The 19,105-nt window shown below is 71.4% G+C and carries 15 protein-coding genes and 2 pseudogenes; 5 read left to right on the plus strand and 12 right to left on the minus strand.

Annotation, left to right across the window (positions count from 1 at the left end; genetic code table 11):
- Positions 1 to 48: 48 nt before the first annotated feature.
- The 8 genes from ACWDEW_RS44630 to ACWDEW_RS44665 all read right to left on the minus strand — a co-directional run bounded on the left by ACWDEW_RS44630 (position 49) and on the right by ACWDEW_RS44665 (position 10,995).
- Positions 49 to 4,941 (minus strand): DNA-binding protein, encoded by a 4,893-nt coding sequence (locus ACWDEW_RS44630; RefSeq protein ID WP_450521460.1) that lies wholly within the window; start codon positions 4,939 to 4,941, stop codon positions 49 to 51.
- A complete protein-coding gene (locus ACWDEW_RS44635) occupies positions 4,938 to 5,804 on the minus strand; it encodes a DUF4132 domain-containing protein (RefSeq protein WP_450521462.1) in 867 nt (288 codons plus the stop codon). Before ACWDEW_RS44635 ends, ACWDEW_RS44630 begins: the two co-directional genes overlap by 4 nt.
- A 271-nt stretch (positions 5,805 to 6,075) precedes the next feature.
- Positions 6,076 to 7,311 (minus strand): PP2C family protein-serine/threonine phosphatase, encoded by a 1,236-nt coding sequence (locus tag ACWDEW_RS44640; protein WP_450521464.1) that lies wholly within the window; start codon positions 7,309 to 7,311, stop codon positions 6,076 to 6,078.
- A 197-nt stretch (positions 7,312 to 7,508) separates the two neighbouring features.
- Positions 7,509 to 7,934 (minus strand): hypothetical protein, encoded by a 426-nt coding sequence (locus tag ACWDEW_RS44645; protein ID WP_450521466.1) that lies wholly within the window; start codon positions 7,932 to 7,934, stop codon positions 7,509 to 7,511.
- A gap of 93 nt (positions 7,935 to 8,027) precedes the next feature.
- Complete coding sequence (locus tag ACWDEW_RS44650) at positions 8,028 to 9,248, minus strand: low temperature requirement protein A (protein WP_450521468.1); 1,221 nt, start codon at positions 9,246 to 9,248, stop codon at positions 8,028 to 8,030.
- A gap of 29 nt (positions 9,249 to 9,277) precedes the next feature.
- Entirely contained in the window at positions 9,278 to 9,736 is a 459-nt protein-coding gene (locus tag ACWDEW_RS44655) for a hypothetical protein (protein WP_450521470.1), read from the minus strand.
- A gap of 133 nt (positions 9,737 to 9,869) precedes the next feature.
- Positions 9,870 to 10,163, minus strand: coding sequence for a hypothetical protein (locus tag ACWDEW_RS44660; protein ID WP_450521472.1), 294 nt, complete (start codon positions 10,161 to 10,163; stop codon positions 9,870 to 9,872).
- A 16-nt stretch (positions 10,164 to 10,179) separates the two neighbouring features.
- Entirely contained in the window at positions 10,180 to 10,995 is an 816-nt protein-coding gene (locus tag ACWDEW_RS44665) for an SAM-dependent methyltransferase (RefSeq protein WP_450521474.1), read from the minus strand.
- A 286-nt stretch (positions 10,996 to 11,281) separates the two neighbouring features.
- On the opposite strand from ACWDEW_RS44665, the gene ACWDEW_RS44670 reads away from it, so the two are divergent.
- From ACWDEW_RS44670 to ACWDEW_RS44685, 4 genes are all read left to right on the plus strand, one after another.
- On the plus strand, positions 11,282 to 12,184 hold the full coding sequence (locus tag ACWDEW_RS44670; protein ID WP_450521476.1) for a serine hydrolase: 903 nt from the start codon (positions 11,282 to 11,284) through the stop codon (positions 12,182 to 12,184).
- 393 nt (positions 12,185 to 12,577) lie between these two features.
- On the plus strand, positions 12,578 to 12,952 hold the full coding sequence (locus ACWDEW_RS44675) for a hypothetical protein (RefSeq protein ID WP_450521478.1): 375 nt from the start codon (positions 12,578 to 12,580) through the stop codon (positions 12,950 to 12,952).
- Positions 12,953 to 13,159: 207 nt separating this feature from the next.
- Positions 13,160 to 13,519 carry an ArsR/SmtB family transcription factor gene (locus ACWDEW_RS44680; RefSeq protein WP_450521479.1) on the plus strand — a complete coding sequence of 120 codons (360 nt, stop codon included), beginning with the start codon at positions 13,160 to 13,162 and terminating at the stop codon, positions 13,517 to 13,519.
- A gap of 166 nt (positions 13,520 to 13,685) precedes the next feature.
- Complete coding sequence (locus tag ACWDEW_RS44685) at positions 13,686 to 15,149, plus strand: hypothetical protein (RefSeq protein WP_450521481.1); 1,464 nt, start codon at positions 13,686 to 13,688, stop codon at positions 15,147 to 15,149.
- Positions 15,150 to 15,229: 80 nt separating this feature from the next.
- Here ACWDEW_RS44685 and ACWDEW_RS44690 read toward each other — a convergent pair whose 3' ends face one another.
- From ACWDEW_RS44690 to ACWDEW_RS44705, 4 genes and pseudogenes are all read right to left on the minus strand, one after another.
- Complete coding sequence (locus ACWDEW_RS44690; protein WP_450521483.1) at positions 15,230 to 16,171, minus strand: serine protein kinase RIO; 942 nt, start codon at positions 16,169 to 16,171, stop codon at positions 15,230 to 15,232.
- Between the two features lie 772 nt (positions 16,172 to 16,943).
- The gene (locus ACWDEW_RS44695; protein WP_450521484.1) at positions 16,944 to 17,441 is read right to left on the minus strand and encodes a LysR substrate-binding domain-containing protein; all 498 of its coding nucleotides are present in this window, start codon (positions 17,439 to 17,441) and stop codon (positions 16,944 to 16,946) included.
- A 26-nt stretch (positions 17,442 to 17,467) separates the two neighbouring features.
- Positions 17,468 to 17,629, minus strand: a pseudogene (locus ACWDEW_RS44700) (sugar phosphate isomerase/epimerase); the annotation flags it as partial.
- Positions 17,626 to 18,393 (minus strand): annotated as a pseudogene (locus ACWDEW_RS44705) (Gfo/Idh/MocA family oxidoreductase); the annotation flags it as partial. The pseudogenes ACWDEW_RS44705 and ACWDEW_RS44700, both read right to left, overlap by 4 nt.
- 193 nt (positions 18,394 to 18,586) lie before the next feature.
- On the opposite strand from ACWDEW_RS44705, the gene ACWDEW_RS44710 reads away from it, so the two are divergent.
- On the plus strand, positions 18,587 to 19,000 hold the full coding sequence (locus ACWDEW_RS44710) for a DUF6069 family protein (RefSeq protein ID WP_450521486.1): 414 nt from the start codon (positions 18,587 to 18,589) through the stop codon (positions 18,998 to 19,000).
- Positions 19,001 to 19,105 lie beyond the last annotated feature (105 nt).

A 19,105-nucleotide genomic window follows, 5' to 3' on the forward strand; every position in this document is an offset into this window, starting at 1 on the left:
TTGTTGAGGGGGCGCCGGTGATGTTGGACGCCCCTGGTGCGGCGTCCGTCAGCGGCGGCGGCCCCGGCGTACCTTCAGCTCCTCGAACCGGGGCGCGTCGCCCTCCCGGACCCGATGCCAGGCCCTGCGGTAGAGGTCCGCGGCCGGTTCGGTCGGCACGATCACGCCGAGGGGTGCCTGATCGCCGTCGACGAGGTCGAAGAGCGGGAGCTTCCAGCGCTCCAGGGGCACGCGCGGGGAGGGCTGTTCGGCCCAGCCGCCGGGCAGGAAGAGCGAGCGGCCGGCCCTGGTCCTGGTGGCCTCGACCACGAGGTCGGTGGCGGCCAGTTCGGCGCGGGCCGCCTTGAGGCGGGCCGACTTCCAGCCCGTCCACCGGGCCGTCGTGCGGTCGGTCGGGTCGGGCATGGCGAGCAGCATCAGATACAGCGTGGCCGCGTCCTCGCCGAGGCCGTACTCCTTGGCCACCTCGACGACCAGGTCCGGCACGGAGTGGCCCGGGTGCTGGGGCCACCAGGTGCCGTCCTTGTCCCACTCGCCCGCGATCGGCTCGCCGGGGTCGGCGAGGAGGGCCGCGAACCGGCTGTCGCGGACCAGTCGCAGGGCGACCTCGGCCGGGAACGGCCGGTCGTCGACGCGGGTTGCGGGCAGGTAGGGATCCTGGCCGGCCTCGTCGAGGAGGTCGACCCGGATGCCCGGGGCCGGCTGGTCGTCGTGGGTGGCCAGGACGACGGCGCCGTAGCGCTCGAATCCCGGACCGGTCTCGGTGGGCGTGCCCGCCGTCTTCCGGAACGCGTGGAGGCTGATGTACGGGCCGAGGTCGAGCATCAGCCCGGGGGCGGCCAGGCGTTGGCGCACCGCGGTGAGCGCGGGCGGCAGCGCGGCGCGGATCGGGTCGCCGGCGGGCAGCCGATGCGCGAGCCACGCGGCGAGGCCGACCGAGCCGACCAGGGTCTGCGTGGTGAACCCGGCCGAGTCGTTGCCGACCGGCCGCACCCGGTCGCCGTTGACCTCCCACCGCAGATCCCGGCTGAGCTGTGGCGCACGGGCCGGGTCGAGCAGTGCGGGCAGTGCTTCCCGTACCGGCCAGGGCGCGTGCTTGAAGGCGCGGATGGCGTCGCTGAGCAGGTCCTCGGGGATGGCGGGACGCTTGCCGAGCCGGCTGTTCCATACCGCGGCGCCCGCCGCCACGTCCGGGCCCTCGGTCCACAGTCGGATCGGGTCGGCGGGCAGCAGCGCGGCCACGACCGCGGCGCGGACCGCACTGTCGAGGGCGCGCAGTTCGTCCTTGGCGACCGCCGCCGGGGCGACCTTCACGCCGATCATGTTGCGGGCCCCGGCGGTGAGGAAGGCCCGCTCGTAGGCGTCGACTCCCGGCAGCCCGGCGACGACGAGCCGGGCCATCGTCTCGGTGACACCGGTCAGCCGGGCGAACTCCTCGGCCGCGTCCGGGAACCACGGCGCCGGACCGCGCTCGGCGAACGCGGCGAGGAACGCACCGATCCGGCCCCGGTGTTCGTCCTCGCCGATCGGGTCACAGGCCAGGACCTTGTACGGCTCCGGAGCGGCGAACCGTCCCGCCGGGTCGTGGAACAGACCGGTGAAGTCGCAGCCGTCGTCGTCCCGGGACCCGTGCCCGGTCACCGCGACGAAGGCGCCGTCCGCCAGCGGCAGCAGCCCGTTCCAGGAGCCCTCCCGCCAGGTGCCCGAGGCCGACCGGAGCTGGAGCGCGTCCAGGTGGAGCGTCACCGTGCGCCAGCGATCGAGCTCGCCGAGCCCCAGCTGCTCGAATCCGGCGAGCAGTTGGCGAAGCACCTCGCGGTGCTCGTCGGCTGTGGTACCGGCCGCCGCCCGGAAGGCGAGGGCTGTCACCCGCCCGAGCAGGGTGTGCAACTCAGGCTGCCCGACGGGCAGTTCGGGCCCGTCGAGGTGGAGCCGGCCATCGGACGGTTCCGGTACGGCGCCGGTGGCGTCGGCGGCACGGGTCAGCACCCGCAGGGCACGGAAGACCGTGTCGGCCTGGTCGTCGCGGTTCCACCAGTAGCCGTTGGACGCACCGAGACCGCTCATCGCGTCACGCAGCACACTGTCCGTCGGACCGGCTGGACCCTCGTCCGCCACCCCGCCTTCCAGTGCCAGGGTGAGCCGGGTCGCCGCCGCGTCCAGGACCGCCTGCTGGGCCGCCGCGTACCGCACGACCCCGGCGATGCCCGCGAGCAGGGCGGGGTGGGTGACGTGCAGCAGGGCGCGGATCGTGGCGGGCAGCGACTCCGGTTCCTTGTCGCCGGCGGCCGACAGCAGGGCGGCGGTGGTGTCCCGGTCGATGCTGCGCAGTCCCGTGGAGCCCGCCGGGTCGCGCGGGGTCAGGCACTCCCAGTACTGCATCGGCGGCAGCAGCAGAGTGCCCTCGCCGAAGACGCCCGCCGTGCGGTCGGTCTTCGCCCAGGCGGTGACGACACCGTCCGCGTCGACGAGGTCGAGCTGCCAGCCGTTGTGCACGACCGCGGTGGGCCGCTCCGCTCCGGGGAACATCACCAGCGTGTAGGGGCGGCCCGCCTCGGCGGGCAGCGTGAGGCTGTGCCCGGCGAGATCCTCGACCCGCGTGGAGCCGTCGGGGAGTGCCAGCCTGCGCAGGCCCACAAGGCCGTCGACGGGTGCCGAGGCAGGGGCGGCACCGGTCGTGGGGGAGGGCCGCAGCCGACCCCCGGCGAAGGTGCTGCCCGCAGGGGCGTCGCGCAGCGCGTCGGCGAGGAAGGCGGGCCGGCTCATGCGTCCGCGCTCGTCGGTGGCCGGGTCGTACTCGTACCAGCCGCGCGCCTCGGGGTCCTCGGAATCCGCGTACCAGACCCAGTAGGTGGAGCCGTCGAAGAGCAGCGGTCGCTCCTCGGGCACGGTGGTGTCCCCGGCGTGCAGTACACCGCGGCCGGTGGTGCGGCCGCCGCCGGGCAGCGGCAGGGTGATGGGGAAGTTGCCCTTGTACCAGTCCATTTCGGTACCGCGGGTACCGCGCGGACCTTCCAGCTTCTCGACCCGGTCGGCGCGGGTGTGCCAGTAGCCGCGCAGGCCGTCGTTGCGGCTGTTCCAGTACACGAGGAGTTCGCCGTCGACGTGGTGGAAGCCGGGGTCGCCGTACCGGTCGCCCGACGGGATGCGCAGGTCGTGGGTGAGCAGGGTGCCCTCGGCGCCGATGACACGGGCCTGGGCCTCGCCGGCCACCACGAGGTGGGGCCAGGCGTCGGCGACGACCAGATCCTCCACCCGGTCCTTCGGTACGAGAGCGGCCGCCGCCTCCTCCCAGGCGGGCCAGCCGAGTTCGTCGAAGAGACCGGCCCGCAGAGTGCGCGCCAGCACGGGGGCGAGGTCGGTGGCGACCGCCTCGCGTACGCCCGCCTCGGCCAGCGCCAGCGCCTCGGCGGGCAGCCACTTCAGGCGGGCCAGCGCGTCGGGCAGCTGGGGCAGACCGACCGCCGTGAACCGCTCGACGACCGTCCGCACCCACTGGGCCAGCAGCGGACGACAGCCGGGCGACTGTGCGAGCAGCCGGATGGCCCGCAGGCCCGAGTCGTTGTCGCCGAACCGGTCCGCGCCCTTCAGGAAGGCGCCGTGGAACCGGGCGTCGGCGCCCAGGAACAGCAGGTCCCGGTGCCCGTCGCCCATCGCCCACTGCTCCAGCGGCAGGGCGTGACCCCGCTCCGGGGCCGCCACCGGTACGTCCAGGGACAGCAGCAGGTCGATCAGGTCGATGTCGTGGGTGACCTTCAACGCGCCGCCGGACGCGAGGAGTTCGGCCCGCAACCGGTCCGCGATCCGCTCCACGAGCGGGTACAGCTGAGGCATCCTGGTCGAGCCGCGCCAGGACCGGGCCCGCTCACGGAACGTCAGGAAACGCTCCAGCCACCCCGCCGTGCCGTCCCGGGGACGCTCCTCCTCGGGCAGCGCGGCATCCCACAACCCCGCCGTGGCACCGGAGTCCTCCAGCACCTGGAGCCACAGCGCGGGCATCTCGTCGTCGTGGCCCGCCGGAATCATGTCCAGCAGGGCGCCGCGCACCTGCCGCTCGCGCGCTGCCAGTGCCACCAGCGCGGCACGGTGGCCCTTCCACCAGCCGGCCGCGGCACGCAGCGTGGCCGGCAGACCGAGCAGCTCGGACAGGTAGTCCTGCTCGGCGAGGTCGGCGTCCTGCCCCGCGGCACGGGCCAGCTTGCGCAGGTCGCCCGCCATCTGCGCGGACGGCGGCAGCCCGCCCGCGGTACGCCGCAGACACAGCCGGGTGAAACGCCGCAGCGCCTCCTCGGCCGGTACCCGCGCGGCGAGCTCCTTGCCGTAGGAGGACAGCACCTTCACCGGCAGCGCGCCCGCCAGCGCGAACTCCAGGAACACCGCGTCGAGCCGGTCCTCCTCGATGACCAGCCCGTGCTCCGCCTCGGCCTTGCGGGCCCGCGTGAACAACTGGGCCGCGTAGGTGGCGTTCTCCTCGGCGAGGAACACCCGGCCCGCCTGCTCGTAGAAGGTCGGCAGGAAGTGCGGCACGGAGGCCGCCAGCCGCGCGCCGAGTTCCACGTAGGCGTCCAGCGCGGTCTTGGGCCGGGACTTCACCTGCCGGGCCGCCCGCTCCAGGTCCGGTACGACACCGAGCGCGTGGTGCCCGTCCTCGGGATGGTGCACCAGCACCCACTCCGGAAAGCCCAGCGACTGACGCGACCCGAGCCCCACCACGGCCGGTTCGGCGGCCTGCTCCAGGCCGAGGAAACCGGCGGCCAGGTCCTCCGCCGCGCCCAGTTCACCGGCGACCAGCCGCACCACCAGCCGGTCGTCCAGACCCGGATGCCGATAGGTCCGCGCCGTCAGCGGCACCGCCCGCTCACCGGCGCCCTTCGCGTCCGGCGGCAGCACCGCCCCGGCCGCGAGCATCTCCTCGTACGACACCTGCGTCCCCCCGCTCATGCGCTCTTGCCTTCCTCGATGTCACGCCCGGCGTACAGCGCCGCCGCCATCCGCATTCCCTCGGACCAGGCCACCGGCCCCACCTCCCGCAACGGCAGGGCACGGCCGTCCTGGTCCTGCCAGCTGAGACTCCCCGTCTCCACCGTGTCCTCCCAGTACGGCTCCCCGATCCACACGGAGGCCTCGACGGTGCGTCCGCCGTCGCGCACCCGGGCCGTGGAGTAGCCGCCGGAGACGCGGTAGCCCAGCGAACTGGCGCGTGCGGCGAGGGCGAAGCGGGAGCGGAACGAGCCGCCGGCGAACTCCCGCACCTCGGTGGCCTTGGGGGCGAGTTCGTCGGGGCGCTGCCAGGTCGCCCGGTGGATCTGCTCGACGCGCTGGACGATGCCCAGCTCGGCCGCGAACTCCCGGATGTCGTCGAGGTCCGGCAGCAGTACCGGGTGCGGCAGGGTCACCGTGCGCGGGGACAGCCGTACCGTCTCGCCGTCGAGGTTCACCACCCGCAGCTCGCCGTCCTCGGTGGTGCCCCGCAGGAAGCCGACCTCGTCGGGGTCGTCGCCCATCACGGCCAGGTCGCGCAGGGCGGACTGCCAGGCCTCGTCCGGCCACACCCGGACCAGCAGACCGGTCGGGACGGGGAGCGACGACACCATCCAGGAGTCGACCTGGGCGACACACCCCGCAGCGTGCCGATCCAGCCATTCGGCGAACCGCCGCAGCCGGTCCACCTCCGGGTGGTCCTTGAGCGCGCGCGGCAGGGACTTCAACTGCCGCCCCGCTGCCCGGCCCCCGGTGGCACGCGCCGCCACCCGCCCCTCCACCAGGGCGACTTCATACCCGTCACCCGCCGACAGCCAACCCACGATGCCCCCGCCTCCCACATCAACACAGCCCGAAGAAAGCACAGTTCAGCCGGGATGCCCCGACATCTGTGCGACGACGAGTGGAACGTTAGCGGCGATCACTGACAATCGGCCGGGGAAGCTGTGGACGGGCTGCGAGAAGGCGTCGGGGAAACCGGCGAACTAGGCGCCCGGCCATGCGCGTTCCGCGTATCCGCAGGGGCTGGCGGACGGTTCGCCGGGCTACGGATTCAGGCCAGACGCACGGCCCCCGCGTCGAACGGGCGGGCCGTCACAGACGCAGCACGATCAGGGCCGTGTCGTCGGTGTTGCCCTCGGCGGGGAGCAGATCGGCGAGCAGGGCGTCGGCCAGGGACTCGGGCTCCGCGTGCCGGTGGTGGGCGAGGGAGCCGGCGAGGCGGGCCAGACCGCGGTCGATGTCCTCCGTACGGCGCTCGATCAGTCCGTCGGTGTACAGCACGAGGGTGGCGCCCTCGGCGAAGGGGACGCTCGTCTGCACCCGGCCGACATGCTCGGGCATGGCGCCCAGGGGCGGGTCCGTGGCCTGGTCGAGGAAGGTGACCGTGCCGTCGGGGTCGAGCAGGGCCGGCGGCGGGTGGCCCGCGCAGCTGTAGGTGATGACGTGGTCGTCCCAGTCGATGTACGTCGTGACCGCGGTGGCCGACTCGGCGCCCTCGACGAAACGGGAGTACAGACCGAGGGCCTCCAGGGCGGACCCCGGTCCGTCGGCGACCCGGCAGGCCGCGCTCAGGGCGCTGCGCAGCTGGCCCATGGCACAGGCCGCCGCCAGACCGTGTCCGACGACGTCACCGACGGCGACCGCCATCCCGCCGTCGGGCAGGTCGACCAGGTCGTACCAGTCGCCGCAGACGTTCAGGGCGCCCACGGCGGGCCGGTAGCGGACGGCCGCCCGGTGGTGACCGACGGGTCGCGGCGGGGGCAGCATCGCCGCCTGGAGGGTCAGGGCCACCTCGCGCTCGTGGGCGTGGGCCGTGCGCAGCCGCTCGTTGACCTGCTGCAGCTCACGTGCCCGGGTATACAGCTCGGCCTCCAGCACCCGGGCCCGGCTGTCGTCGGACTGACCGCCGAAGCCCCGGACGAACTCGGTGACCTCCTCGACCCGGTGCACGATCAGCGTCACTTCGCCGTCCGGGCCGCGGACGGGCGCGTTGACCGGGCTCCAGAAGTGCTCCACCCAGCGGCCGGACAGCGGGGGATCCTCGATGTCGTAGCGGAGCAGGGCCATGGTGTCGCGCTCCCCGGTGGTCACCGCGCGGAGCATCGACTCCCGGGTCTCGCGCATGCCGGCCGCCGCCGAGTCCTTGGGGTTCTCGGGGAAGACGTCGAAGATGTACCGGCCGACCAGTTCCTCGCGCTTGCGTCCCGACAGGCGCTGGAAGTCCTCGTTGGCGTCGAGGTAGACGAGCTCGGGGCTGAGCAGCGCCACCATGCCCGGCAGGTCGCGGAAGACCGCCGCGTAGTCGATCTCCGGATCCGGATCCTGCATGGCCTGCCCGCTTCGACGCCGATGGTCACTGTGTCGCTCCACGATAAGAGGGATCTGGCCATGAAGCCCGGAAACGGCACTTTTCGGTCCGCCAAGCAGCGACGATGCCGCGGGCCGTCACCCGACCGAGTGGCCTGGTCGGGAGGGCCGTCGCGGGCGGCCGGGCGATGGTATTGCCTGCCGAGCGGCCACGCCGTTCATGATCCGGTGTCCGTCGGGCCGCCGACGCCAGTGGTGATCCGGCGGTAGGCCGCTCGGGCGTGCAGGAGGCGGGCCAGAGCGGTGCCCACCACGGCGGCGGTGAAGAGGCAGGCGAGCCAGAAGGCGTCGCGCTGTCCGGTCCAGGTAAGGGTGCCGGCGGGCGGTATGGCGAACCCATTGAGGAAGAGCCAGCACAGCACCGCGGTGCCGGGAGCCGCCGTGAAACGGGCGCACAGCCCGAGCACCACGGAGAGCAGGGACAGCGCGACCAGCGCCGGGGAGGGCCGATCGGGACCGATCAGCGCGTTGAGCAGCGCCACCAGCACCAGCGCGCCACCGGATGCCGCCGCCCAGACCAGCGGCGTGGCCATGGGCGAGGGGACGGGCCGTGCTCCGGTACGGAGAGGCACCCAGTCGATCATGCCCGAGACTCCTTCTGGTCGTCCCGCTCCTCCTGGCGACGGGGAAGTCAGCCTGCCCGAGTCCATGGCACCGGTACAACCTCGCCCCATGGCTCAAGTCCCGGTCCCCACGACCTCCTTCGGCGACCTCGTCACCAGCCGCTCGTAGAGAATCGGCCACAGGGTGATCAGGACGAGCAGCCAGACCACGGTCAGGGTGCGCACCTGGGCGCCGAACGCCGCCAGCAGCAGCGGCAGTACGCAGCAGGGGAGAGCCACCGACAGCAGCCACCGCTGTTCCCGGCCGGCTCTGCCCAGCCAGGCAAGCCCGCTGAGCAGGAAATACCCGGCGAGCGAGGAGCACAGCAGCCACCGGGTGGCGTCCGGCAGCGTGTCCAGATGCTCGGCCGCCGCTCCGAGCGCGGCGGCCAGAGCGGCGAGGCAACCGGAGACGAAACAGTGCAGGGGCAACCCCGCACGGGAGGGCAGCACGCCCGCCGTCAGATGCGGCACCCCCGCATAGCCGTGCTCGAAGGACAACGCCCACACCGTGGCCAGCAGGAAGAACGCCGCGACGGCGAGCACGCACAGCTGCTTGTCCCACTCCGCGTCCGAAGTGGCTTCGACGACCTGGGCCACGCCCTCACCCAGCACGATGAGGACGAAGAGGCTGAGCCGCTCGCTCAGGTGCTCCGTCTGCGACCGCGCGAGCGACGGGCCCCTTGCGGAGCCGCGTCGCGCGGGCCGGTCGTCGCGGCGTTCCCGGGCCTCCCGGTGCTCGACCAGGTCGCGAGCGGAGACCGCGAACGTGACGTACAGATCGAGGGCGATACCGAGGGCCCAGAGCCAGTAACGCGTCGGGTCGTGCGCCCAGAGGGAGACGATCCACGGGATCACGCCGAGCGACATCTGGGCGGCCGGCCAGTCGACGAGGATCTGGCGACGGTGCTGCCAGGCCCGGCTCGCCAGCCCCCGGATCAGGACATAGGCGAGCGCGAACACGCGCGCGTGCTGGTCGTCCCCCTCGTGCACCCCCGGTACCGCCGCGGCCATGACCGCCATGCCGAACATCGCGGCCAGCACCGTACGGACGTGGGTGTTCTCGTAGGCCACGTTCGCGTACAGGGTGAAGACGATCCAGGCCGTCCAGAAAGCCAGGAACAGCAGCGCGTACAGCCCGAGATCGGACACGTCCGGGACACCGTGCAGCAGATGCGCGATCTGTGCCACCCCCGCCACGGCGACCAGGTCGAAGAACAGTTCCAGCCAGCTGGCGTGCCGGTTCTCCGCAGTGGTCGATTCCGGTGCCGGTGCGGTCGTCTCGTCGTCGCTCACCGCATCACCCTGCCCTGTCACGGCGGCGGTCAGACCTCGGACGACGGGGGAGCCAGCATGATCGGCCACTCCTCGTCGTCGGCGAGGAGATCGTCGAGCGTGACGTCGGGTCCTCCGGTGAACACGGCCGTCGCCCCGCTCAGGTGCGCGCAGAGTTCCGGATCGACCGTCGTCCGCGCCGACAGGAGCAGCACGGCGTCCGGGTCGATCCCCGACCGGTCCGGGAAGCCGGCCAGGTCCACGCCCGCCTGCCGGAGCGGCACGGGACGGACGGCTATGCCGACCACCAGCCGTCCGGCATCGAGCGACCGCTCGGCCCAGCCGTCCGTCCGCACCAGGTAGAACGCCCCGTCGCCCGCGTAGCAGTGCCCACCGAGCCGGGCCAGCGCCCGCTCGCCCGGGGTGCCGTTCGGATCGACGACCAGGATGGGGAAGGCCGCGTCCGGAGCGTCGGGGGCGATGCCGGAGCGGACGTACAGGCGGGCCATGGGGCGGGGCCTCCGAAGCGGATCGGATCTGGGCGGGGCGGCGCGTCAGTACGGTATGTGATCGCTTCCGGCGGTACCCCCGTGATCCCGATTCCGGCCCAGCCACCGTCAGGGCGCGAAGCGGAGGACCCCGTCAGCAGGCCGCTGCCGGGGCCATGTCGTCCGACGCTACGAGCTGGTGCCGGAGCCGGTCGCGGATGATGCTCTCCGCGTCCGCCACGATGGTGCGGACCACCGTCTCGCAGCTCTCCACGCTGTCGATGAGGCCCTGGGCCTGACCGGCCCACCACATCCCGCCCTCGACATCGCCCTCACGTCCGCGGTGGCCGGCCCCGAGGCCGGACGGCCCGTCGACTACGTCGAGACGCCGGTCCGGAAAGAACCGGGTCCCGGCGCCCCCGCCGACATCGATTGGTACGAGCTTCATGAGCAGGCTCGGGGTGTCACGGCTTCCGGGCGAGGCCGCCGTGCTCGCCGATCTGTTCCGGAGCCGGGGAGGTGGATTCCGGGCGCCAGAGGGGGACCGAGACCACACCGGGGTCCACCAGTTCCAGGCCGTCGAAGTAGGCCGTGATCTCGTCGACGGTGCGCAGGTTGTAGGGGACGGCGCCGCTTTCGTTGTAGGCGTCCTGGGCCTGCTCGAAGACCGGGTCGATGCCCCGCGAACCGTCGTTGATGGAGAGGTAACTGCCGGACGGCAGCGCGTCCATCAGCCGGGTGACGATGGAGAGCGCCTGGTCGTGGGTGGCGACGTGGCCCAGGATGTTGCTGAGGATGAGCGCGGTGGGCCGGCTGAGATCCAGCGTCTTGGCGGCTTCCGCCAGGATGCGGTCCGGGTCCGTCACGTTGGCGTCCACGTAGGCGGTCACGCCCTCCGGCGTGGAGTAGAGCAGAGCGTGGGCGTGCGCGAGGACCATCGGGTCGTTGTCGACGTAGACGATCCGGGCCTCGGGGGCGATCCGCTGGGCGACCTGATGGGTGTTGTCGGCGGTCGGCAGGCCGGTGCCGACGTCCAGGAACTGGCGGATGCCCGCCTCGGAGACCAGGTACGTGATGTTGCGGCGCAGGAAGGCGCGGCTGCTGCGGGCGATGGTGACGATGCCGGGGAAGACGGCGGTGTACGCGTCGCCCGCTGCCTCGTCGACGGGGTAGTTGTCCTTGCCGCCCAGCCAGTAGTTCCAGATCCGGGCCGAGTGCGGCACCGATGTGTCGATCTTCTGGTGTTCGGCCGGTCCGGGCGTCATTGCTTGGTCTGGCATGGGTAGCGTTCGTCCTTCAGCCGGGGTGTGCGGTGTCCGCCGCTCAACATACGTCCCAACGGCCCCGCCGCGTAAGCCAGTTCATTACTCCGGAGGAGTCGATTTGCCGGTCCGTGCGCAGTGTGGGGCACAGGGGGCGCCGCCCCGTCCCGGGCGGCCCGGAAGCAGTGGTTATCCTCACAAATCGTGCCCATAGGGCCTTTTCGTGGCACTGGTCACGTCACGGAACGGCCGCCTCGTCTACGTTCGCAGCTCTGTGCCCCCGCCCCCGAACCGCCGAGGCTCCATGTCGTACCGACCGAATCCCCGACCGACCACGCCGACCGCGAGCGCGCCGGGCCGCCGCGGCAGACATGCCGGCCGCCGCGGGGCGCTCCTCACCGGTGCCGTGTCCACCCTGCTTGCGATCGCCGCGGTCGGCCCTGCCGCGGCGGCCGACACCGGCACGCCGGCGGGCTCCGCAACCGGCACCACGCAGACGACCGTGACGAGCCAGGCGCGAGTGACGACCGCGCTGCTGGACCTGGACCACCCCGCCCTGAAGCCGCAGGTGCGCGGGAAGGACGCCCCGTACGACACGGCCAGCATCATCAAGGTCGACATCCTCGCCACGCTGCTCCTCCAGGCCCAGGACGCCGGACGCGGTCTCACCCAGCAGGAGCGCACCTGGGCCACGGCGATGATCGAGCACAGCGACAACGACGCGGCGAACGCACTCTGGCGCCGGATCGGCCAGGCACCCGGCCTGGAGACGGCGAACAAGCGTCTCGGCCTCTCCGCGACCGTGGGCGGAGCCGCCGGCAGGTGGGGACTCACCCAGACCACGGCGACCGACCAGGTCCGCCTGTTGCAGGATGTCTTCGCCGACGGCGGGACCTCGTCCGCGAGCGGCTCCGCACTGACCGGGGCGTCCCGGACCTACATCCGTACGCTGATGACCCGCATCGCCGCCGACCAGTCGTGGGGCGTCTCGGCGGCCTCCGACGCCGGGTGGGCGCTCAAGAACGGCTGGCTGCAGCGCAGCACGACCGGCCTGTGGGACATCAACAGCGTCGGCGAGGTCACCTCGGGAACGCACCACTACCTCGTCGCGGTCCTCTCCTCCGGCAACGCGTCGATGGCGGGTGGCATCGCGGCGGTCGAAAGCGCCGCCCGTACGGCGGTCTCCTCGGCACGGGCGGCCGGTTGACTCGACGGTGTACCGACGTCGGCGAAGGCGAACCCGGACCAGGCGGGGCGCGTGACGACCGGCGGTGTGGTCGCGTCGGCGCAGAACATCGCCGGTGAGGAGAGCTCCGGCGTCGGACGGGAAGGAGCGTCGTCGACGGCCTTCCGGCAAGGGTCCAGCGCGGTGGTAGCGGAGGGGCCTGCTGTGCCGCCCGCGCACGGGACGCGTCAACTTTCGTACCAGGCACGGCAGTTCTGGCCCATCAACAGATCCTGTCGGGCCGTTGTTCGATCGTTCGGAGTCAGTGTCGAAGAGATACTCCGCGGGGGAGGGCCGGATGCCTACGGTCCGTGACGTCGAGGTGGGTCGGCAGTACCGGCCCGCCGCAGTCAACGGAACGCAAGGGGAGGCATCGTGGCGAGTGTGGAAGTGTCGCTGAAGGAGATGATGGCCGGCATCGAGGGGGCGATGGGGGCAGCGGTCGTCGACTACACCAGCGGTATGGCGCTGGGCACGCTGGGCGGCAGCAAGACCCTGGACCTGACGGTCGCCGCGGCCGGCAACACGGATGTCATCCGGGCCAAGGTGCGCACCATGGAACAGCTGGGCCTCAAGGGCCAGATCGAGGACATCCTGATCACGCTGGACAGCCAGTACCACCTGATCCGTCTGATCACCGGCCGTGACGGCAACGGTCTGTTCCTGTACCTCGTACTCGACAAGGCCCGCTCGAACCTGGCGATGGCCCGCCACCAACTCAAACGTGTGGAGGGACAGATCGAGATCTAGCCCGTTCCGGCATGCGGGAGTCACGTCTGCCCATGATGTGAAGACTTCTTCAACTCGCGACATCTGCATGGTCGCAATGTGCGGTTGCGCAGGGACCGAGACGTGAAGGATCGGCTTCGGAGGGCGGCCTGCGATGTGGCGGCACTCTCGGGTACCGCCACATCCCGGCGGCTGCAGTCCGAACAACCCGGCAAGGAGCGAGCGTCCATGCAGGTCCCCCTCTACCAGGTCAAGGCAGACTTCTTCCGCATGCTCGGCCACCCCGTGCGCATCAGGGTCCTGGAACTCCTCCAGCACGGTCCGGTGTCCGTACGGGACCTGCTCGCCGACATCGAGATCGAACCCTCCAGCCTGTCGCAGCAACTGGCCGTCCTGCGACGCTCCGGGATCGTCGTGTCCACACGGGAGGGCTCCACCGTCCGCTACGAACTCGCCGGCACAGACGTCGCCGACCTCCTGCGCGCCGCCCGCCGGATCCTCACCGAACTCCTCACCGGCCAGAACCAGATCCTCGCCGAACTCCAGCAGGCGGACGCCGCTCCGCATCCGCTGCCCACATCTCGGTGACGTCGGAGGCGAGGGCCGGACGAGGGAACGGCGGTGTGCCGACCGGCCGCCGGGAGGGGCGAACACTATGAACGCAATGATCGGCGGGTAGTCCCCGCACACGGCGGTTCCTAGCATCACGGTTCGCAGGGCACATCCGCACAGCGAACACACAGGAGCCGCTCCCTTGAAGATTCTTGACGCGCCCGCATCGCTACGCCGACGGCTCTCGTCCCCCCGCCCCCGCCGGGCGGCACTGGCCGCCGGCCTCGCCGCAGCACTCCTCGGCACGCTGGGCAACGCCCCTGCGCCCCGGACGGACAGCGCTCGGCCCGCGGTGGCCGCCTGTCCGTCCAGCCTGCTCGGGAAGGCGACCTGTTACACCGGCCAGGACGCCAACGGGGCGTACTACGCGATGGCCGTTCCGACGGACTGGAACGGATCACTCGTCGTGCACGCGCACGGCGGACCCGATCTCGGCGACTCTTCGGACCCGTCCCGCAGCACCGACGATCTGGGGCGTTGGGCGGTGATGGTCGAGGAGGGGTACGCCTGGGCCGGCTCGTCCTACCGCCGCGGTGGCTACGGGACCCGGATGGCCGCCGCCGACACCGAGAACGTGCGCAAACTGTTCGTCTCGGAGTTCGGCAAGCCGAAGCGGACCTATGTGCACGGCCAGTCCTGGGGCGGCGACGTCGCCGCCAAGGTCGCGGAGACCTACGGCGGACAACCCGGCGCCTACGACGGCGCGCTGCTCACGAGCGGTGTCCTCGGCGGCGGTTCACGCGGCTACGACTACCGGGTCGACCTGCGGGTGGTCTACCAGTACTACTGCCACAACCACCCCCGCCCGAGCGAGCCGCAGTACCCGCTGTGGCAGGGGCTGCGCGCCGACTCCACCATGACGAGCGCCGGGCTCCGCGCCCGTTTGCAGGAGTGCACCGGATTCGCCTCCGCCCCCGCGGAGCGGACCGCGCTCCAGCAGCGCAACCTCGACGACATCCTCGCCGTCACCCGCATCCCGGAGCGCTCACTGGAGTCGCATCTGCGGTTTGCGACCTTCACGTTCCGCGACATCGTGTCGAGCCGGCTGGGCGGCCGCAATCCCTTCAGCAACCGGGGCGTGTGGTACTCGGGTTCACACGACGACAAGGCGCTCAACACGGGCGTGGAGCGGTTCTCCGCCGACCCCACCGCACGTCGCGACCTCTCCTACGACAGCGACCTGACCGGCAGGGTCTCCATCCCCGTCCTCACCCTGCACGCGATCGACGACCCGACCGCCTTCGTCGAGCACGAGGCGGCCTACCGCGCCACTCTCCGGGGCGCTGGCCGGGGCGGCAACCTCGTCCAGACCTTCACGACGGAGACCGAGCACAGCGCGCTGAGCGACTCCGAGTACGCCAACTCGATTGCTGCGCTGGACACTTGGGTCCGCCACGGACGCAAGCCGACCCCGCGCTCGGTCGCGGCTTCGTGCGCGGCCTTCGACGAGAAGTACGGCAGCGGGTGCTTCTACGACCCTGCCTTCCGCCCCGCGCCCTACGCCTCACGGATCCGGCCCCGGCCGGGCGGGCTCGCCTGGCCCGCCATGACCGCGGCACAGGAGCGGGCGTGGAGCCGGATCGACGGCGTGGGGATCGCTCCCTGACCGTCGGCGGTGTCGTCGGTGACCCGGTGGGGCTTCCGGAGGGTCACCGACGACGGAGTACAACTGGTCGCACGGTTCGGTCAGAAGGCGTGCGCCATCAGTTCCGCGAACAGCTCGTGCTCGTCGACGTCGAGGCCCCGTGAGCGGAACCAGCCGCAGATGTTGGCACAGTCGCGCTGGAGGAAGGTCATCCCGTTGAGGTTGCCGACCAGATCGACGATCTGCGGCAGGTCGATGATCACCAGCCGCTCGCCCGCCGCCAGGATGTTGTACGCCGAGAGGTCACCGTGCACGAGACCGTTCTGGACCATGGTGGCGAGCGTGTCGGTGAGCTGCTCGAAGTACGTCGCCAGCAGCTGGGGCGAGGGCCTGGTCTGGGCGAGGCGGGGCGCGGTCCGGACGGTGCCGTCCTCGTCGACGACGGTGATCCATTCCATCAGGATCTCGGTGCCGTCGATCTGGACCGGGTAGGGAACCGGCAGCCCGAGGTTCCAGAACCGCACCAGCGCACCCCATTCGGACACCGCCCACTCTCCGGCAGCGACCTGCCGCCCGAAGGTGCTCTTGCGTTTGACGGCCCGCTCGTCACGCGAGCGTTTCATCGAACGTCCCTCGGTGTAGGACGCGGCGCGGTGGAAGGACCGGTGTTCGGGAGAGCGGTACCGCTTGGCCGCCATCACCACGCCGGCGTCGGGGTCGAGCGGGTCGGCGCGCTCGACGAGGTGGACGTCGGCCTCCTTGCCGGTCTTGAGGACGCCGAGTTCGGTGTCGATCGCTCCCTGCGAGGTCACCACCCAGTCCGGGAGCGGCTCGGGGCCGCGGGAGAGAGGTTCGACGCTCAGCCAGGTCGACCAGCGCTGGCCGTCCGCGAGGTCGTCGTCGTAGGCACGGAAGTCGAAGACGAACCGGTCGTCGACATCGCCCAGGCCGTCCGGCTGCGGGACGGAGCGGTGGGCGTCGGTGCTGAAGTCGTCAGGGAACGAGGGGAGTTGAGAGTGCTGCGGGAGATCGTCGTGAGACATCGCTGGAGGTGCTCCAAGAAGTGAGTGAGAGGTGGTCTGCGGGCATGCCGAGGACAGTCGTGATCACGGACGTGCCTCCTCTCGTGGAGCACCGGGCAGCTCCCGGTCGCCCGCCCATGGTGAAGGGCGGACCCGGGGAGCGGCAACCGAATAAAGCGGGTCGAGTGGTCCACCCGTCGCAGTACGCGCCGACGGTCGCTAAGGCAGTCAGCCACGGGTACTAGATCGATTAAATTTTTCCTCTGTAACCTGACGGCCTAATCGATTTAGTAATCCTTTCTCGCGGCGGGACGCGGGATCAAGGAGGTTGCCACCGATACCAACCATGGAAGACGTCGCCCTCGGGCATCCCCGACCGCGACTTCATCGGCCGGGACGCACTCGTGCGGGACGCCGAAAGCGGCGTACCCACAAGGCAGTTGACAGGTCTGCGCTGGAACGGACAGGACGTAGCCGGCGTCCTCACCTCGCTCCTGGGCGAGGCCGAGCCGCCGGACCAGATGGAGCTGCCGCGCAGACGCGGTCCCCACTTCGACCAGGTCCTGGTGTCGGGCGAGCCGGTCGGCGTGGCCACGGGCCGGACGGTGAGCCCGACCCTACGGGCGATGATCTCCCTCTGTGCGCTCGACCCCGCGCATGCGACACCGGGCACGGAGGTCGTCGTCCTGTGGGGCCGTCCGGGCACCCCGCAGCGGGAGATCCGCGACGGTCACGGCGCTGCCCTTCAAGCCGGACAACCGGCGCACCGACGTCACCGGGCGGTGAGGGGCCCTCAGTGCTCGTCCGCCCAGGTCTCGGTGATGTGCCCGGCGACGTCACGCAGGAGATCGAGGAAGACGTCCACCAGAGGTGTGACGGAGGTTTCGGTGGGGGTGACCGCGTGCAGCCGACGACGCAGCCGAGGGTGAGCCAGTTCGCGGTGGGTGGTGCCGGGGACGTCGGTCAGGGCCAGGCGGGAGACGAGGGCCACGCCGATACCGGTTCCGACGAGGGCCTGGGCGACGGCGTACGAGGCGGTCCGGAACCTGATGCGAGGCGTGAAACCGGCCTCGGAGACGGCCCGGTCGAACTGCTCGCGAGCCGGATGGCCGGCCATGATGGTCACCCATGACTCGGCGCGCAGCTCGTGCAGGCCGACCGGGGTCCCGACGGGGTGCCGGCCGGCCAGCGGATGGTCGTCGGGGAGTACGACGACCATCGGATCGACGAGCAGATCGTGGACGGCGACCCGCGGGGGCGGGGCGGGGAGCGTGTCCCAGGACGCGATCACCGCGAGGTCGAGCCGGCCCGCGGCGATTCCGCGATCCGTTCGTCGTCGGCACGCGGGTGCAGGAAGAACGGCATGAAGTCGTCGCGGGGCGACAACTCGATTTACTCGTAGCCGAGTTCGGTGACGGTGCGCACCATGTCGTCGATGGGCAGGGCGCGGAACATGTAGGGGTCGAGGGCGATCTTCACGCGGCTCCTCCGTAGAAGGCGGGGCGGGGCTTGAGGTCGGTGGCGACGACGGTGCCCGATTCCAGGGCCTCGACGGTCGCGGCGGTGATGACGGTGGCCGCGTAGCCGTCCCACGCCGAGGGGCCGGCGGGCTCGACGCCGGTCGCGATGCCCGCGACCCACTCGCGGAACTCGGTGTCGAAGGCCTCCTTGAAGCGGCCCACCCAGTCCGTGAGGACCTCGGTGCTGTGTCGGCCGGCGGTGCGGACACCGACCGCGGCCGGGTCGGGCAGCCGGACCAGGCCCTCCTCACCGACGGCCTCGCACTGGATGTCGTAGCCGTACTGGCAGTTGACGAAGACCTCCAGGTCGATGCGGACGCCCTTGGCGGTCTCGAAGAGCATGATCTGCGGGTCCTTGAGGTGGGCGAACCGCTTGCTGGTGGCGCGCGGGGTGACCACCTGGGTGGAGACGATCTCGTCGTCGAGCAGCCAGCGCAGTACGTCCACCTCGTGCACGGCCGTGTCCAGGGCGGCCATGGCGGAGGTGTACGACTCGGGGACGGTCGGGTTGCGGTGGGCGCAGTGCACGATCAGCGGTTCGCCGATCCGGCCGGAGTCGATGACGTGCTTCATCTGCCGGTATCCGGTGTCGTAGCGGCGCATGAAGCCGACCTGGACCAGGCGGCGGCCGTGCGCCTGCTCGGCCTCGACGATCCGCAGGCAGTGCTCGGCGGTGGTGGCGAGGGGCTTCTCGCAGAACACCGGCTTTCCGGCGGCGATCGCGCGTCATTAGCGCGCTCTAGTAGCTCGCAACTATGAGACCGGCCCCGAGGGATGTCAATCCGTTTGTCAGGACGTTTCGACAAGCTCCCCGCCTTGCGCTTGAAATTTCAAACGGGTTCGGCAAGACTCTCGTTTGAGAGTTCAAACTTCCCGTTGTGCGGTCCTTCCCGCAGTCGTTCTCCCTGGAGCTGCCATGTCTGTCGCCCCTGCCGCAGTCGCCGTCCGCCGTGGTCCGCTTGTCGTGGCGGGAGGTGTGCTGGCCGCGATCGTGGTGGCCTCCGCGGCGGACACGGTGCTCGCCCTCCTCGCCCTGGCCGCGGGCGCGCCCGACGACTTCAAGCCTCTGAAGGCGTCCTCGTACGTCTTCCTGACCGTCGTCGGAGTGGTGGCGGGTGCCGTCGGCTGGGCCGTCGTGCGCAAGGTGTCGAAGGACCCCGAGGCGCTGGTGCGGTGGCTGGTGCCGGTGCTCGTGGTGGTGTCCTTCGTCCCCGACTTCCTGCTCTTCGGCGACGGTGGCGCGAAGGGTGTCGGGGCGCTGCTCCTGATGCACGTGGCGGTCGCGGCGACCGCGGTGTACGCCTACCGGAAGGTCATGCCCCTGTCGTAGGGGCGTCGGCATTGGAGGGAAACGCCGGGCGGGCAAGGACCGAGGTCCTTGCCACCGCAGGCCGCCTGTGGCGCAGTTCGTGGACCAGCCCGAGGACGATGGCGG

This window comes from Streptomyces sp. NPDC001100, assembly GCF_053598575.1.

Bases quoted from the DNA above. Each gene is read 5' to 3' on its own strand.
- ACWDEW_RS44630 (WP_450521460.1), bottom strand. From the start codon at position 4,941: ATGAGCGGGGGGACGCAGGTGTCGTACGAGGAGATGCTCGCGGCCGGG.
- ACWDEW_RS44640 (WP_450521464.1), bottom strand. From the start codon at position 7,311: ATGCAGGATCCGGATCCGGAGATCGACTACGCGGCGGTCTTCCGCGAC.
- ACWDEW_RS44645 (WP_450521466.1), bottom strand. From the start codon at position 7,934: ATGATCGACTGGGTGCCTCTCCGTACCGGAGCACGGCCCGTCCCCTCG.
- ACWDEW_RS44655 (WP_450521470.1), bottom strand. From the start codon at position 9,736: ATGGCCCGCCTGTACGTCCGCTCCGGCATCGCCCCCGACGCTCCGGAC.
- ACWDEW_RS44660 (WP_450521472.1), bottom strand. From the start codon at position 10,163: ATGAAGCTCGTACCAATCGATGTCGGCGGGGGCGCCGGGACCCGGTTC.
- ACWDEW_RS44665 (WP_450521474.1), bottom strand. From the start codon at position 10,995: ATGCCAGACCAAGCAATGACGCCCGGACCGGCCGAACACCAGAAGATC.
- ACWDEW_RS44670 (WP_450521476.1), top strand. From the start codon at position 11,282: ATGTCGTACCGACCGAATCCCCGACCGACCACGCCGACCGCGAGCGCG.
- ACWDEW_RS44680 (WP_450521479.1), top strand. From the start codon at position 13,160: ATGCAGGTCCCCCTCTACCAGGTCAAGGCAGACTTCTTCCGCATGCTC.
- ACWDEW_RS44690 (WP_450521483.1), bottom strand. From the start codon at position 16,171: ATGTCTCACGACGATCTCCCGCAGCACTCTCAACTCCCCTCGTTCCCT.
- ACWDEW_RS44710 (WP_450521486.1), top strand. From the start codon at position 18,587: ATGTCTGTCGCCCCTGCCGCAGTCGCCGTCCGCCGTGGTCCGCTTGTC.